General features: G+C 73.4%; 12 protein-coding genes. 7 read left to right on the top strand and 5 right to left on the bottom strand.

What is annotated here, in order from left to right:
* Positions 1-244: 244 nt before the first annotated feature.
* The 4 genes from ACFYPR_RS26945 (at position 245) to ACFYPR_RS26930 (ending at position 4,782) form a co-directional block, all read left to right on the top strand.
* Positions 245-1,429, top strand: a complete 1,185-nt coding sequence (locus ACFYPR_RS26945) for a zinc-dependent alcohol dehydrogenase (RefSeq protein ID WP_354856800.1) — start codon at positions 245-247, stop codon at positions 1,427-1,429.
* Positions 1,426-2,409: an SDR family NAD(P)-dependent oxidoreductase gene (locus ACFYPR_RS26940; protein WP_387263098.1), complete on the top strand. Its 984-nt coding sequence runs from the start codon at positions 1,426-1,428 to the stop codon at positions 2,407-2,409. Before ACFYPR_RS26945 ends, ACFYPR_RS26940 begins: the two co-directional genes overlap by 4 nt.
* Positions 2,410-2,515: 106 nt before the next feature.
* Entirely contained in the window at positions 2,516-3,526 is a 1,011-nt protein-coding gene (locus tag ACFYPR_RS26935; RefSeq protein ID WP_354856795.1) for a serine hydrolase, read from the top strand.
* Positions 3,527-3,639: 113 nt separating this feature from the next.
* A complete protein-coding gene (locus ACFYPR_RS26930; protein WP_387263095.1) occupies positions 3,640-4,782 on the top strand; it encodes an MBL fold metallo-hydrolase in 1,143 nt (380 codons plus the stop codon).
* Positions 4,783-4,849: 67 nt separating this feature from the next.
* On the opposite strand, the gene ACFYPR_RS26925 is transcribed toward ACFYPR_RS26930, so the two are convergent.
* Positions 4,850-6,361 (bottom strand): deoxyguanosinetriphosphate triphosphohydrolase family protein, encoded by a 1,512-nt coding sequence (locus ACFYPR_RS26925; protein WP_387263093.1) that lies wholly within the window; start codon positions 6,359-6,361, stop codon positions 4,850-4,852.
* Positions 6,362-6,518: 157 nt separating this feature from the next.
* On the opposite strand from ACFYPR_RS26925, the gene ACFYPR_RS26920 reads away from it, so the two are divergent.
* The 3 genes from ACFYPR_RS26920 to ACFYPR_RS26910 all read left to right on the top strand — a co-directional run bounded on the left by ACFYPR_RS26920 (position 6,519) and on the right by ACFYPR_RS26910 (position 10,801).
* Positions 6,519-8,960 carry a Tex family protein gene (locus tag ACFYPR_RS26920; protein WP_387263091.1) on the top strand — a complete coding sequence of 814 codons (2,442 nt, stop codon included), beginning with the start codon at positions 6,519-6,521 and terminating at the stop codon, positions 8,958-8,960.
* A 467-nt stretch (positions 8,961-9,427) separates the two neighbouring features.
* Positions 9,428-10,312: an aminoglycoside phosphotransferase family protein gene (locus tag ACFYPR_RS26915; RefSeq protein ID WP_387263113.1), complete on the top strand. Its 885-nt coding sequence runs from the start codon at positions 9,428-9,430 to the stop codon at positions 10,310-10,312.
* A 21-nt stretch (positions 10,313-10,333) separates the two neighbouring features.
* Positions 10,334-10,801: a hypothetical protein gene (locus tag ACFYPR_RS26910; RefSeq protein ID WP_387263089.1), complete on the top strand. Its 468-nt coding sequence runs from the start codon at positions 10,334-10,336 to the stop codon at positions 10,799-10,801.
* Here ACFYPR_RS26910 and ACFYPR_RS26905 read toward each other — a convergent pair.
* The 4 genes from ACFYPR_RS26905 to ACFYPR_RS26890 form a co-directional block, all read right to left on the bottom strand.
* Positions 10,731-11,678: a DUF389 domain-containing protein gene (locus ACFYPR_RS26905; RefSeq protein ID WP_387263086.1), complete on the bottom strand. Its 948-nt coding sequence runs from the start codon at positions 11,676-11,678 to the stop codon at positions 10,731-10,733. The two genes, ACFYPR_RS26910 and ACFYPR_RS26905, sit on opposite strands and share 71 nt — an antisense overlap.
* 146 nt (positions 11,679-11,824) lie before the next feature.
* The gene (locus ACFYPR_RS26900) at positions 11,825-13,066 is read right to left on the bottom strand and encodes a glycosyltransferase family 4 protein (RefSeq protein WP_387263083.1); all 1,242 of its coding nucleotides are present in this window, start codon (positions 13,064-13,066) and stop codon (positions 11,825-11,827) included.
* Positions 13,067-13,071: 5 nt separating this feature from the next.
* Complete coding sequence (locus ACFYPR_RS26895) at positions 13,072-13,998, bottom strand: NAD-dependent epimerase/dehydratase family protein (RefSeq protein WP_387181918.1); 927 nt, start codon at positions 13,996-13,998, stop codon at positions 13,072-13,074.
* The gene (locus ACFYPR_RS26890; protein WP_354856778.1) at positions 13,995-14,735 is read right to left on the bottom strand and encodes a sugar transferase; all 741 of its coding nucleotides are present in this window, start codon (positions 14,733-14,735) and stop codon (positions 13,995-13,997) included. The genes ACFYPR_RS26895 and ACFYPR_RS26890 overlap by 4 nt, the downstream gene beginning before the upstream one ends.
* Between the last annotated feature and the right edge of the window lie 112 nt (positions 14,736-14,847).

Below are 14,847 nucleotides of genomic sequence, written 5' to 3'. Positions count from 1 at the left end.
ACTCCCGGCCCCCCGGGCGGGGGGGGGGCCCCCCCCCCCCCCCCCCCCCCACCCCCCCCCCCCCCCCCCCCCCCCCCCCGCCCCCCCAGCCCCAACCGCAACCACCACCAAGCCCGCCAAGCCAGCAAGCCAGCCAACGCCAGCCAACGCCAGCCGAAAGCACCGACACGGCCGTCGGTCGCAGCCGGTTCAACCGCCCTCCCCCGGGTAGCAGTCAGGCAGGACCGAGGGAGGGCAGCCGGACATGAAGGCGTTGACCTGGCACGGCAAGCGGGACGTACGGGTCGAGGAGGTGCCGGATCCCCGGATCGAGGAGCCGACCGATGCCATCGTCAAGATCACGTCTACGGCGATCTGCGGCTCCGACCTGCACCTGTACGAGGTGCTGGGGCCGTACCTGAAGCCCGGCGACGTCCTGGGTCACGAGCCGATGGGCATCGTCGAGGAGGTCGGGTCGGAGGTGACCGGGCTCAAGCCCGGCGACCGGGTGGTGGTGCCGTTCAACATCTCGTGCGGCAGCTGCTGGATGTGCCGCCGCCAGCTCTACGCCCAGTGTGAGACGACCCAGGTGACCAGCGAGGGCAAGGGCGCGGCGCTGTTCGGCTACACCTCCCTCTACGGTTCGGTGCCCGGCGGGCAGGCCGAGTACCTGCGCGTTCCGCAAGCCCACTTCGGACCGATCGTCATCCCGCAGAGCGGCGCCGACGAGCGGTACCTCTACCTCTCCGACATCCTGCCCACGGCCTGGCAGGCGGTGAGGTACGCGGACACGCCACCGGGCGGGACCCTGGCCGTCTTCGGGCTGGGGCCGGTCGGCCAGTTCTGCGCCCGGATCGGCCGTCACCTCGGCGCCGGCCGGGTCATCGGACTGGACCTGGTGCCCGAGCGGTTGGAGCTGGCTCGCCGGCACGGGATCGAGGTGCTCGACGTCCGCGAGTTGTCCGACGTGCCGGGCGCGCTGATCGACCTGGTCGACGGGCGCGGGCCGGACGCCGTCATCGACGCGGTCGGCATGGAGGCGCACGGCTCGCCGGTCGGAAAGCTGGCCCACGCGGCCGTCGGGCTGCTGCCGGACAAGCTCGCCCAGACGATGACCGACCGGGTCGGCACGGACCGGCTCGCCGTCCTGCACGCCGCCGTGAAGGCGGTCCGTCGCGGCGGCACCGTGTCGCTCTCCGGCGTCTACGGCGGCGAGGCCGACCCGATGCCGATGATGGAGATGTTCGACCGGGGCATCCAGTTGCGCATGGGGCAGTGCCATGTGCGCCGGTGGACCGACGAGATCCTGCCGCTGCTCTCCGGCGACGACGACCCCCTGGGCGTGGAGGACCTGCGCACCCACCGGCTGCCGCTGAGCGAGGCGCCCCGGGCGTACGACATGTTTCAGAAGAAGGAGGACGGCTGCATCAAGGTCGTGCTCGCACCATGAGCCGGGTGGTGGTGGTCGCGGGCGCGACCAGCGGAATCGGCCGGGCGACGGCCCGGGCGTTCGCCGAGCGCGGCGACCGCCTGGTGCTCGCGGCCCGCGCGCCGCAGACCCTTGCCGAGGTACGCGCGGAGTGCGCCGACGTCGAGGTTCTGACCGTACCGACGGACGTCACCGAGGCGGGCGCGCTGGAGGCGCTGGCGGAGGCGGCGATCGAGCGGTTCGGCCGCATCGACGTCTGGGTGCACACCGCGGCGGTGATGGCCTACGGGCGTTTCGACGAGGTGCCGGAGCGGGTGTTCGAGCAGGTGGTGCGGACCGATCTGCTGGCCGCCGCGGGTGCGGCCCGGGTGGCGCTGCGGCACTTCCGGGCCACCGGCGCCGGCACGCTGATCCTCACCGGGTCGGTGCTCGGGCACATCACCGCTCCGTACATGAGCGCCTACGTGACCAGCAAGTGGGGGTTGCAGGGGTTGGCCCGGACGATCCAGCAGGAGCTGCGGGACAGCCCGGGGATCCGGCTGTGCCTGGTCAATCCGGGCAGTGTGGACACTCCGGTGTACCAGCAGGCGGCCAACTACCTCGGTCGGGTCGGCCGGCCCCCACCGCCGGTCGCCGGGCCGCAGCGGGTGGCCCGGGCCATCGTCGACTGTGTGGACCGTCCCCGTCGGGAGGTGTCGGTGGGCCGGCTGAACGTGGTGCTGCGGGCTGGTTTCACGGTGCTGCCGGGCGTCTACGACGTGCTGGTCGGGCCGTTGATGCGGCTGGCCGGCCTGAGCGGGCGGCCGGTCCCGGCGCACGACGGCACGGTCTTCGCCCCGAACCCGGCCGGCGAGTCGGTCCGCGGCGGCCACCTGCCCGACCTGCGGCAGTTCGTCCGCGCCATGTCCGGCCCGGCCGTGCAGCTTCGCGGGCCGGCCGCGCGGCTCCGCGGGGCGGCCGCCGACGTGGTCGGCGCCGTGCTGCGCCGACGGCACGGCTGACCTGTTCGGGATCGTTCGGGACTTCTCTGGGGGCATCGTGCGTCGATCAACTCGCCTAGGGTGGTGGGCCGGCAAGCGCTCCGGCGCCCCACGATGGGAGAGACGATTGACCCTCCGACTGAACCGCAGGACGGCACTCGGACTGGGCACAGTGGCCACTGCCGGTACGGTGCTCGGCGCGGCCGCTCCGGCCAGCGCCGCTGAGAGCACCGAGGCGGCACCGACCACCCCGGCCCGGGCTGCCAACCGGGTCGCCGCCGCCTTCACCCGGTACAGCACCGAGGCCGGTGGCAACTGGCAGGCGTACGTCAGTGTGGCCGACCCGGCGGGCCCGCCGGTCGTCGCGGTGACGGCGGACGCGGACCGGCGGATCGAGGCGTACAGCGTCAACAAGATCGCGGTGGCCACGGCGGTGTTGGACAAGGTGGACCGCGGGCTGCTGGCGCTGGACCAGCGGGTCGAGGTGACCGCCTCGATCGTGGTGCCGGGTGGCGATGGCATCTTCAGCCTGGACGGCGTGTACCCCAGCAGCGTGACCATCGGGCACGTGCTGGCCAACCTGCTGACCGTCTCCGACGACACGGCGGTGCGGTTGTGCGGGCTGGTCGCCCCTGCCGCCGAGATCAACTCGATCCTGGTGGGCAAGGGTTTCCCGACCACCCAGGTCGAGCCGGTGGCCAACCCGAACCGGTTCTTCCTCGGCACCAGCACCCCCCGGGAGACCCACGACCTGCTGCGCGCCCTGGTCGCCGGCACGCTGCTGTCGCCGGCCTCGACGGCATACCTGCTCGGGTTGCTGCGCTCCCCGGTGGCCTTCACCGACGGCATCCGGCGCACCATGTCGTCGGACGAGCGGGCCCGGATCGCCACCAAGGCGGGCTGGTTCGCCGACGCCCGGCACGAGGCCGGGGTGATCTTCGACCGGTCCGGCGCGGCGGTGCTGACCTACGCGCTCTTCGCCGACGGGCAGGCCGACCCGGACAACTTCGGCGCGACCCACCCGGCGGTGCAGGCCCGGGCCGCCATGGGTCCGAAGTTCCTGGCGGCGGTGGACCGTCTCGGCGGCACCGGCACGGCGTACCGGACGACCGCCCGCCGACCCAGCAACGGCGGCTGATCCCGCTGCCGGGTCGGTCGTCGGGTGACGACCGGCCCGGTGCGGGCGACCGCCGGGGCGGGAACCGCCCGGGGGAACTACCGTGTAGTGCGGGACACGGCGGAGGGACGGCGATGGCGCCAGCGGAACGCACGAACGGGCAACGGTCGCTCGGGCGACGGATGCGGGGAACGGCAGGGCTGGCCGCGCTCGCCGGCCTGGCCTGGGTGGCCCGGGACGTGCCCGCGGCGCTCGGCGGCCGGCTCGCCGGCGCCCGCGCCGAACGGGCGGCCCGCTCGCCACAGTTTCGCGACGGGACCTTCCACAACCAGGCCGACACCCGCACGATGGTCGCCGAGCCGGGTCGCAACCTGGTCCGGGAGCTGATCTTCGGCAAGCAGAAGCGGCGGCCCACCGCGCCCGTGCCGCTGTCGCGCCCCAGCGCGTCGCCGGCCGCCGACACCGCCGACGAGCTGAACATCGTCTGGTACGGCCACGCCTCGGCGCTCATCGAGATCGAGGGTCGGCGGGTCCTGCTCGACCCGGTGTGGAGTGACCGCTGCTCGCCGTCCGGGCTGGTCGGGCCGCGCCGGCTGCACGAGCCGCCGGTACGCCTGGACGAGCTTCCCCCGCTGGACGCCATCCTGATCTCCCACGACCACTACGACCACCTGGACATGCCCACCGTGCGGGCGCTGGTGGCCGGGCAGTCGGCACCGTTCGTGGTGCCGCTCGGGGTGGGCGCCCACCTGGACCGGTGGGGTGTGCCCGCCGAGCGGATCATCGAGCTGGACTGGTCCGAGTCGCACCGGGTCGACGGGTTGGAGATCACCGCCACCGCCGCCCAGCACTTCTCCGGCCGAGGGCTGCGTCGCGACGGCACACTCTGGAGTTCCTGGGTGGTCGCCGGGGCCCGCCGCAAGGTCTTCTACACCGGCGACTCCGGCTACTTCGCCGGGTACGCGGCGATCGGCGCGGAACACGGGCCGTTCGACGTGACGCTGATGCAGATCGGCGCGTACGACCGGGCGTGGCCGACCATCCACATGTTCCCGGAGGAGGCGGTCGACGCCCACCTGGACCTGCGCGGCGGGCTGTTCATCCCGGTGCACTGGGCGACGTTCAACCTGGCCCTGCACGACTGGTCCGAGCCGGTGAACCGGCTGTGGGCCGAGGCGAAGGCCCGCGACGTCCGGCTGGCCGTGCCCCGCCCCGGCGAGCGGGTGGTCGTCGACGACCCGCCCGCCGTCGACGGGTGGTGGCAGTCCGTCGCCTGACATCGTCAGGCCAGCGCAGGCCCGGCCTGACGTCGTCAGGCAGCGCAGGCACGGCCTGACGGTCGGGTCAGAGCACGAAGGCGTCGGTCCAGAGCGCGCCGGAGCGGCCGAAGAGCGCGTCCAGCATCGCGACCGCCTGGCCGTCGGTGAGCTGCGCGACGAAGTCCACGATGGCGCGGCCCCGGGCGCGGCCGATCCGGTGCGGCGTACGCGGGTGCAGCTCCGCCTCGGCCAGCTCGACCAGGTCGTGCAGCCGACGGGGCAGCCGGGACTCCTCCTCCGGGTCGAGCAGCCACTCCCACAGCGCCTCGACGAGGGTGCCCAGCAGCCGGGCCTGACCACGCTGGTGCAGGGCCAGATCGGGGCGGGCCAGCACGAACCGGTGGTGGACGAACTTGAGCACCTGCACCTCGTGCCACTGCGCGCAGCCGAGCAGCACGTACCCGGAGCGCACCGACGGCTGGTCGGTCACCGTGATCGCCTCGACGAAACGGGTGGACCAGCGGGCGGAGAACCGCGAGACGTACTGCTCCGCCTCGATCGAGCCGTCGAACGGCATCGCCAGCAGCCCGTCCACCAACTCCTCGCGGACGTGCTCGACGGCGGCGGCGAACGCGTCGTCGTCGGCGATCCAGGCGTCCTTGCGGTGCAGCTGCCGGCGCAGCCGCTCGATGGCGGCACCGGGCCGCCGGGAGGCGGTGGCCATCGCGGCATCGGTGATCGCCCGGAAGTGCCCGCTCTCGCGCTGCCACGCCATCAGCTCGGCCGACACCGCACCCTGCTGGAGCACACCGACCCGGTAGAAGTCCTCCACGTCGTGGATGGCGTACGCGATGTCGTCAGCGGTGTCCATGACGGACGCCTCCACGGTCTGCTGCCAGTCCGGGATGCGGCCGGCGAACGGCTCCCGAGCCTGCCGCAGGTCGTCCAGCTCGGTCCGGTACGCCCCGAACTTCAACGAGCCGCTCTCCGGGTCGTCCGGCGGCGGGGTGGCGCCGCGGGGCGGCGGGTCCAGCAGGCGCGGGTGCGGGTCGGGATAGTCCAGCCGCGTCCACGGGTACTTCAGCATCGCCGCGCGGACCGCGGCGGTCAGGTCCAGCCCGGTGGTGGCCGCGCCCCGGATCTCGGTGCTCGTGACGATCCGGTACGACTGGGCGTTGCCCTCGAACCCGTCGGCGAGGCCGAGGCGCTGGCGGGCCAGCCGGTCGAGCACCCGCTCCCCCAGGTGCCCGAACGGCGGGTGGCCGAGGTCGTGGGCGAGCGCCGCGGCCTCCACCACGTCGGGGTCGCAGCCGCCGAGCTTGTCCAGCAGGCCGCGCCACCTGTCGTCGGCCGTCAGGCGCTCGGCGATCGCCCGGGCCACCTGGGCGACCTTCAGGCTGTGCGTGAGCCGGTTGTGCACCAGCAACCCGGAACCGACCGGGCTGATCACCTGGGTGACCCCGCCGAGCCGGGCGAAGAACGGCGAGCCGACGATCCGGTCCCGGTCGGCGCGGAACGGGTTGGCCGTGAGGTCGCCGAGGGCCCGGGCGCTGCCGCCGAAGAGCCGCCGGGCGCGCGGCTCCGCAGGTGATTCCATGATCGCCACGCTAGCGCAGGCCCGGCGGGGGTTGTCGACGGATCAACCCGGACGGGCGCGGTGGGCGAGACGGTGTACCCGGCCGGGCGCGGCGACAGCGGCCGGGGGCGCCCGGCACAATGCAGGCGGTACCCACTCCCGAAGGCGGATCGAGATCGTGACCCAGTCTGTTCATCAGCGGATCGCCGACGAGCTCGGCGTGGCCGAGCGTCAGGTGCGGGCGGCCGTGGAGCTGCTCGACGGCGGCGCCACAGTGCCGTTCATCGCCCGCTACCGCAAGGAGGCCACCGGCCTGCTCGACGACACCCAGCTGCGCACCCTGGAGGAGCGGCTGCGCTACCTGCGGGAGCTGGACGAGCGGCGGGCCGCCGTGCTGGAGTCGATCCGCGGGCAGGGCAAGCTGGACGAGGCCCTGGAAGCGCAGATCATGGCCGCCGACTCGAAGTCGCGGCTGGAGGACATCTACCTGCCGTACAAGCCGAAGCGGCGGACCCGGGCGCAGATCGCCCGCGAGGCCGGGTTGGCGCCGCTGGCCGAGACGCTGCTGGCCGACCCGAGCCAGGATCCGCGAGCCACGGCCGCCGGGTTCGTCGACGCGGACAAGGGTGTCGCCGACGCCGCCGCCGCGCTGGAGGGCGCGCGGGCGATCCTCATCGAGACCTTCGCCGAGGACGCCGACCTGATCGGCACGCTGCGCGAGCAGATGTGGTCGCGGGGCCGTCTGGTGTCGCGGGTACGCGAGGGTCAGGAGACGGCCGGCGCCAAGTTCTCCGACTACTTCGACTTCTCCGAGCCGTACCCGAAGCTGCCCTCGCACCGGATCCTGGCGATGTTGCGGGGCGAGAAGGAGGGCGTGCTCGACCTGACCATGGAACCCGAGGAGGCCGGCGAGGCGGACGCCGTGCCGACGGGCCCGAGCCGGTACGAGGCGGTGATCGCCGGCCGGTTCGGGGTGTCGGACGCCGGCCGCCCGGCCGACCGCTGGCTGGCCGACACGGTCCGCTGGGCGTGGCGTACCCGGATCCTCATCCACCTCGGGGCCGACCTGCGGATGCGGCTGTGGCAGGCGGCCGAGGAGGAGGCCGTACGGGTCTTCGCCACCAACCTGCGTGACCTGCTGCTGGCCGCGCCGGCCGGCACCCGGCCCACGATGGGACTGGACCCGGGCCTGCGCACCGGGGTGAAGGTGGCAGTGGTGGACGCCACCGGCAAGGTGCTCGCCACCGACACGATCTACCCGCACGAGCCACGTCGACAGTGGGACGCGTCGATCGAGACCCTGGCCCGGCTGGCCGGGGCGCACGGGGTGGAGCTGGTCGCGATCGGCAACGGCACCGCCTCGCGGGAGACCGACAAGCTGGCCGGCGACCTGATCAAGCGGCACCCGCAGCTCAACCTGACCAAGGTGATGGTGTCCGAGGCCGGCGCGTCGGTCTACTCCGCGTCCGCGTACGCCTCGCAGGAGCTGCCGGGGATGGACGTGTCGCTGCGCGGCGCGGTCTCCATCGCCCGCCGCCTCCAGGACCCGCTCGCCGAGCTGGTCAAGATCGACCCACGCTCGATCGGCGTCGGGCAGTACCAGCACGACCTGTCCGAGGTGAAGCTGTCCCGGTCGCTGGACGCGGTCGTGGAGGACTGCGTCAACGCGGTCGGCGTGGACGTCAACACGGCCTCCGCGCCGCTGCTGACCCGGGTTTCCGGGATCGGGGCCGGGCTGGCCGAGAACATCGTGCTGCACCGGGACGCCAACGGGCCGTTCCGCTCGCGGACCGAGCTGAAGAAGGTGGCCCGGCTCGGGCCGAAGGCGTTCGAGCAGTGCGCCGGCTTCCTGCGCATCCCCGACGGCGACGACCCGCTGGACTCCTCCAGCGTGCACCCCGAGGCGTACCCGGTGGTGCGGCGCATCCTCGCCAGCACCGGTCAGGACCTGCGCTCGGTGATCGGCCGGAGCGCGATCCTGCGCGGGCTGCGGGCCACCGACTTCGTCGACGACCGGTTCGGCCTGCCCACCGTCACTGACATCCTCGCCGAGTTGGAGAAGCCGGGCCGCGACCCGCGACCGGAGTTCCGCACCGCCACCTTCGTCGAAGGCGTGGAGAAAATCGGTGACCTGACGCCGGGCATGGTGCTGGAGGGTGTGGTCACCAACGTGGCCGCCTTCGGCGCGTTCGTCGACGTCGGGGTCCACCAGGACGGTCTGGTGCACGTGTCGGCGATGTCCCGGACCTTCGTGAAGGACCCCCGCGAGGTGGTCAAGTCCGGCGACGTGGTCAAGGTCAGGGTGCTCGACGTGGACGTACCCCGCAAGCGGATCTCGCTGACCCTGCGCCTGGACGACGAGCCCGCCGCCGGTGGCGGCGGTCGGACGAGTCAGGAGGGCCGCGGCGGCCCGGCGCAGCGCGGACCGCAGGGTGGACGCGGCGGACAGGACGGTCGCGGCGGGTCCGGTGGCGGCGGCGGGTCCGGCGGGTCCGGCGGTCGCGGCGGGTCCGGCGGTCGCGGCGGCCAGGGCGCACGGGGCGGGCAGCAGCGGCAGGGCGCGCCGGCACCAGCGAACGACGCGATGGCGGAGGCTCTGCGCCGCGCAGGATTGGCCTGATCCGTCAGCCAGCGCGAGGAAGCGCCGGGGATGCCCCGCAGGGGCGGTCATCCTCGGCGCCTCCCGAGCCCGGTCGCGCGGTGACCGACTCGCCGGGCCATCGGCGGGCACTGTCGAGCTGCCCCACCGGTGGGGCGCGCGAGCTGCCCCACGCCCCCAACCGCCCGCCCGACCCACGGCCTGGCTGGGCGCCTGCGGCTCCCGGTTTCGGTGCAGATCTTGGACAGTTTCCGTTCGGCGCGGACGGAAACTGTCCAAGATCTGGAGTTGTCGGCCTTTCCAGGCGAGCCCGCCCCAGATCTGGGGCAGCTCGACAGGGGGCGTTCGAAGGTCGGGTGCCGAGCGCGGCCATCCGTGACCGCGCCAGCCAGCGGCAGCCGGCGAGGCGGGCGGCGAGGCGGGCGGCGAGGCGGGCGGGAAACGGGTCGCGTGTCGGCGGGCTTCTGGGTGATGATCTCGCGGTGCGGATGCATACCGACCAGGTGGACGTGAGCGCGGACGTGGTTGCCGCGCTGGTGGCCGAACAGTTGCCGCGCTGGCGAGGGCTGCCGGTGCGCCCCCTCCGTTCGGCTGGCACCGTGAACGCCCTGTTCCGGCTCGGCACGGAATTCGTGCTGCGGTTTCCGCTGCGCCCCTCCGCCGACCCCGCGCTGCGCGACACGCTGCGGCAGGAGCAGGAACACGCTGTGCTGCTCGCCGCGCACCTGCCGATCGCGGTGCCCGAACCGCTCGCCCTCGGTGCGCCGGGTGACGGGTACCCCGGGTGGTGGACGGCGTACCGGTTCATTCCCGGGGAGACGGCCCAGCCCGACCGGATCGACGACCCGGACGTCTTCGCCCGTGACCTGGCCGCCGTCGTGGTCGCCCTGCACGGCGTCGACACCGGCGGACGGTCGTGGCCGGGGTACGGCCGGGGCGGGCCCCTGGCGGACCAGGATGCCGACGTACGGGCAGCCCTCGCCGTCAGCGGCGAACTCACCGACACCGCCGCGCTCGCCGAGGTGTGGGACCGGTGCCGGGACGCGCGCCGGGACGACCCGGTCGACGTATGGATCCACGCCGACCTGATGCCGGGCAACCTGCTCGTGCGCGATGGGCGGCTGGCCGCGGTCATCGACCTGGAGTTGGTCCAGGTCGGCGACCCCGCGGTGGATCTGATGCCGGCGTGGAACCTGTTGGACCCCGGGTCGCGGGAGACGTACCGGCGGGCGTTGGGCGTGGACGACGCCACCTGGGAGCGGGGGCGCGGCTGGGCCCTGGCGCAGGCGATCAACGCGCTGCCGTACTACGTCGACACCAACCCGGTGATGGCCGACATCGCCCGGCACACCCTGCGGGCCGTGCTCGACTGAGTCGGGGCGTACCGTCGGCTCGTGGGTGAGGACGACGGCCGCGAGTGGCGGGAGCGGCAGCAGCGCGCGGTGCGGGCGCACGCCGACGCGGACGCGCGGCGGCGGGCCGCCGAGCAGGCGCAGGCCGCGGAGCTGGTGGCCTGGTTCGTGGCCGAGGCGACCCGGTGCGGGCTGCCCACCACGCGCCTGGTCGCCCGGGGTTACGACGGGCGCGGGCGCTACCGGACCAGGCTGACCGGATGGTACGTCGACCGGGCCGAGACCCGGGCGGTGGACGTGGCCGGCCGGTTCCACCTGCTGACCGTGCCGGGCGGTCTGCGGGCCCGGCTGTTCGGCGCTGACCCGGAGCCCAGCCCGGCGCCGTTGGTGGTGGGGGCCGGTGGCCGCGACGGCGAGTCGATCCCGTTGCGGACCCTGCTCAACCGGCGGCTGGCCGACGGGACCGACGGGCCAGGTTCCACCACCAGAGCTGCTGCACCACGAGCGTGAGCAGCCCGGCCAGGACGATCGCGCACACGTTGATCACCAGCTGGAGGGCCGAGCCGCCGGCCTCGTCCCACACTCCGTAGGCGGCGGCCACCGCCACGTTCGCCGCGGCCGGGACCGTGGTCACCGAGATCAGCACCCCGACCAGGCTGCCCGACTTCTTCGACGTCAACGAGAGCATCCCGGCCACGCCGGCGAGTAGACCGACCACCCAGGACAGCGCGTCCGGCCGCCAGATGAAGTCGGTGAGCGGGCGTTCGGCGAGCAGCATCTCCCGACTGACCAGGCCGGCTGCGGTCAGCGCCCAGGTGCTCAGCACGGTCGCCACCATGGCCGCCAGGAAGCCGACCACGAGAGCCTGCACCGAGCGGCCGATCACCCCGAGCCGGCGGCGCAGCAACGCCACGCACAGCGCGGCGAGGGGGCCGAACTCCGGACCGACGACCATCGCCCCGACGATGAGAATCGGCTGGTCCAGCAGCACCCCGATGCCGGCGATCATGGTGGCCACCACGATCAGTACGAGGTACGTGCCGGACAGTTCCGTCTGCTCGCCGGTCTTCGCGGCGATCTCGTCCCAGACCACCGCGTCCGCGCCACTGCCCGGTGCCCGGTCCGCCGCCCGGTCGGCCGCCGCGGAGATGGTCAGCTCGATGTCCTCGGCCGCGATGCCGCCGCTGGTGTCCACGCCGATCCGCCGCAACTCCCGCAGCACGCGGTCGGCGCTCTCCCGCACCACGTCGCAGAGGATGAGATCACCCTGCGGTTGCCGGGCGGCACCAGGCAGCACAGCGAGGTGAGTCACCCCCGCCTCTGCGGAGAGCAGGTCGACGACCTCCGTCGATCTGCTCTCCGGGGTGATCACCCTCAGGTGCAGCACGCGCCATCCCCTCGCCGGTCCGGCCGGCGCTTCCCTCGCCCGACCGGCCGTCGCGACTCTACAGCTCGCTCCGTCGTGACCGGGAGCTGCACAAGGCCGAGGTCACAACGTGCGCCTCGGCCTGGTCGGAGACTGCTGCACCGGGGTCAGCGCCGCCGGTGACTCTCCATCGCCTCGCGCAGCGCCCGCTCGACCCGCTCGGCGCCGGCGGCAAGGGAGAAGACCCGGTCGTAGTGCGCCCGACCGGCCTGACCGAGCAGCTCAAGCTTCTCCCGGCCCAGGTCGCAGAGTTCCCGCAGGGCATCGGCGATCGAGTCGGGGTCACCCGGTCGAGCGGTGATACCCGCGCCGCTGTCCCGCGCGACGGCGGCGGCGTCCCCTTCGGCGGAAACCAGCAGGGCCCGCCCGGCGGCGAGGGTGGCCTGCACCTTGCTCGGCATCGTGTACGCCGACATGCCGCCGGGCCGCAGGCTCACGTAGTGCGCGTCGCCGGTGGCCATCAGCGCGGGCATCCGCTCCCGGGGCAGCCGCCCGAGGAACCGCACGTGTGTCGCGTTCGCCGCCTCGGCTCTGCGTCGTAGCCGCTCCTCGGTGGTTCCGGAGCCGGCGATCAGGCAGACCAGCCGCGGGTCGCGGAGCCGGGCGCAGGCGTCGATGAGTGGGTCGAGCCCCTGCGCCTCGCCCAGCGTGCCGGCGTACACCAGCACCACCTGGTCGTCGCGGAGCCCGAGTTCGGCGCGCAGGTCCGCGACGCCGGTACGCGGTGTCTCGTCGGCCCACACTGGAATGTGGACGAGCTTCTCCCGGGGTACGCCCCGGCTGGCGAGCAGGTCGGCGGCGCCGGGCGAGACGTACGCGATCCGGCCGGCGCTGCGGTACATCCCACCGCACCAGCCGGCCATTCCCCGCTCGATCATCCGTGACACCCGGTCGGTGCCGAGGAAGCCGCTGGCCACCGCGCTGTCGGGCCACAGGTCCAGCACGTGCAGCAGCACCGGCACCCGCTGCACATACCGGGTGAACCACATGGGCACGGCCACGCTGATCGGTGAGTTCCCGACCCAGAGGGCGTCCAGGCCGCGCAGCGCCGACGTACCGGAGACCAGCGCGGAGGCGGCGAACGAGCCGTAGTTGGCCATCCGTCGTAGGGCGGAACGGTCGTGGCTGGGATAGAGGGCCACCCGGCGGATCCGGGTCGGCCCGTCCACCTCGTCGAGGCGGCGAGTCACCCGGTAGCCGGGCGCCAACTCGCCGGTGGGGTAGTTGGGGAAGCCGGTGACGACCTGGACCTCGTGCCCCCGGTGGGCGAGGGCGCGGGCGAGCATTCCGGGGAGGGCGGCGGCGCCCGGCTCCGGGTCGAACCACTGGGTGAGCAGACCGATCCGCATGGGACTCACCGTGCCGCTGAGCCGGCGACGGGGCGGGTGGACTGCTCGCCGTCTGCCTGCCACAGCGTGGTCAGCGACTCACCGAGGTCGTACGCGGGCGCCCACCCGAGCACCCGGTTCGCGCGTTCGATGTCGGCGCACATCCAGGGCACGGCGGCCGAGCGGCTGGCATCCGGCGCGAAGCTGCCGTCGCGGATGTCACCGGAGAAGCCGGACACCTCGGCCAGCAGTTGGACGACGTCGCGCGTCGCCACCGCCTTTCCGCTGCCCACGTTGAAGACCCGCGCGGGCCCCGGCCGGCAGTGCGCGGCGGCGAGGACCGCCGTGGCGACGTCCCGCACGTCGACGAAGTCCCGGTACGTGTCGTGCAGGCCCATGGCGATCTCCTTTGTTCCGGTGGCGACCGCCGACCTCACCATCGCGGTCACCCGAGTGAGCACGTTGCCCGGCGGCATTCCCGGGCCGACCGGGTTGAAGATCCGCAACACCATCGTGTCGAGTCGGCCGGCCCCGCCCGCCAACTCCGCCAACCGGGTGGCGGCCAGGTGGCTGAGCCCGTACTCGCTGACGGGTGTGCCCGGGTACTCCTCGGTGACGGCGAGGCCGTGCGGCACGGTGCCGTACTCGGCGGCCGAGCCGATGCGGATCAGGCGGGCACCGGGGGCGGCGGCGGCCACCGCCTCGATCAGTTTCGCGGTGGCCACGACGTGCGCCTGCACGAAGTCGTACCCGGAGCCGACGATCCGTCCGGCCGCCGTCACCACCGTGTCCGGTCGCTCCCGGGCGACCAGCGCGGTCAGGTCGCGCAGCTCGATCCGGACCAGGTCACACTCCGCCCGGGTGATCGACCGGACGGTGGTGTGGGCGGCCAGCGCCGTCCGGATGTGCCGGCCGAGGAATCCACCGGCGCCCAACAGCAGGACCCGGTTCATCGCCGGTGGGCGGAGTCGTGGTCGGCGGTCGCCCGCGCGGGCGGGTTGCCGGTGAACTCGTGCCAGGTGGCGGCCCCCGGCGCGGAGATTCCCTGGCGGCTGAGCACCACCCAGACGGTGGCCAGGACGATCCGCAGGTCCAGCAGGAAGGACCGGCGGTCGACGTACTCGACGTCGTAGGCGAACTTCGCGCCCCAGTCCAGCGCGTTACGGCCGCGTACCTGGGCCAGCCCGGTGATGCCCGGTCGCACGTCGTGCCGACGGGCCTGTTCGGAGTTGTAGAGGCTGAGGTAGCGGACGAGGTGCGGGCGGGGACCGACCACGCTCATCTCGCCCCGCAGCACGTTCCAGAACTCCGGCAACTCGTCGAGGCTGCTGGCCCGCAGCCAGCGGCCCACCCGGGTCAGGCGGTCCGCGTCGCTCACCAGCCCCCGGTCCGGGTCGGGGTGGCGCATCGTCCGGAACTTGACCACCTCGAACAGCTTGCCGTGCAGCCCGGGGCGGGTGTGCCGGAACAGCACCGGCCGCCCGTGCGCCACCAGCACGACCAGGGCCACCAGCGCCAGCACGGGAGCGCCGAGCAGCAGGACGAGAAGAGCGCCGAGGACGTCGAGCAGCCGCTTCCAGCGATCGTAGGGTCGCCGTGTCGTAGTGCCGTCCGGAGGTGTTTCCCGACCGGTCGTCAGGTCGGAAGCACCGGCGCGCGGGTGCGCCGCGTGGAGAGCAACTTTTGGCATGGAGTACGCATACCAGCTTTCCCAAGCGCCAACTCCGACTTTCACGATAAGCGGTTCAGGCGCGTCGACAATGGAAGCCAAACAGCCACTTCGACAGCACCGAGCGCGGTTC

Source organism: Micromonospora sp. NPDC005254, assembly GCF_042872525.1.
In the GTDB taxonomy this organism is placed as follows: Bacteria; Actinomycetota; Actinomycetes; order Mycobacteriales; family Micromonosporaceae; genus Micromonospora.
The sequence above is the reverse complement of the archived record's forward strand: the minus strand, read 5'-3'. Positions and strand labels throughout refer to the sequence as shown.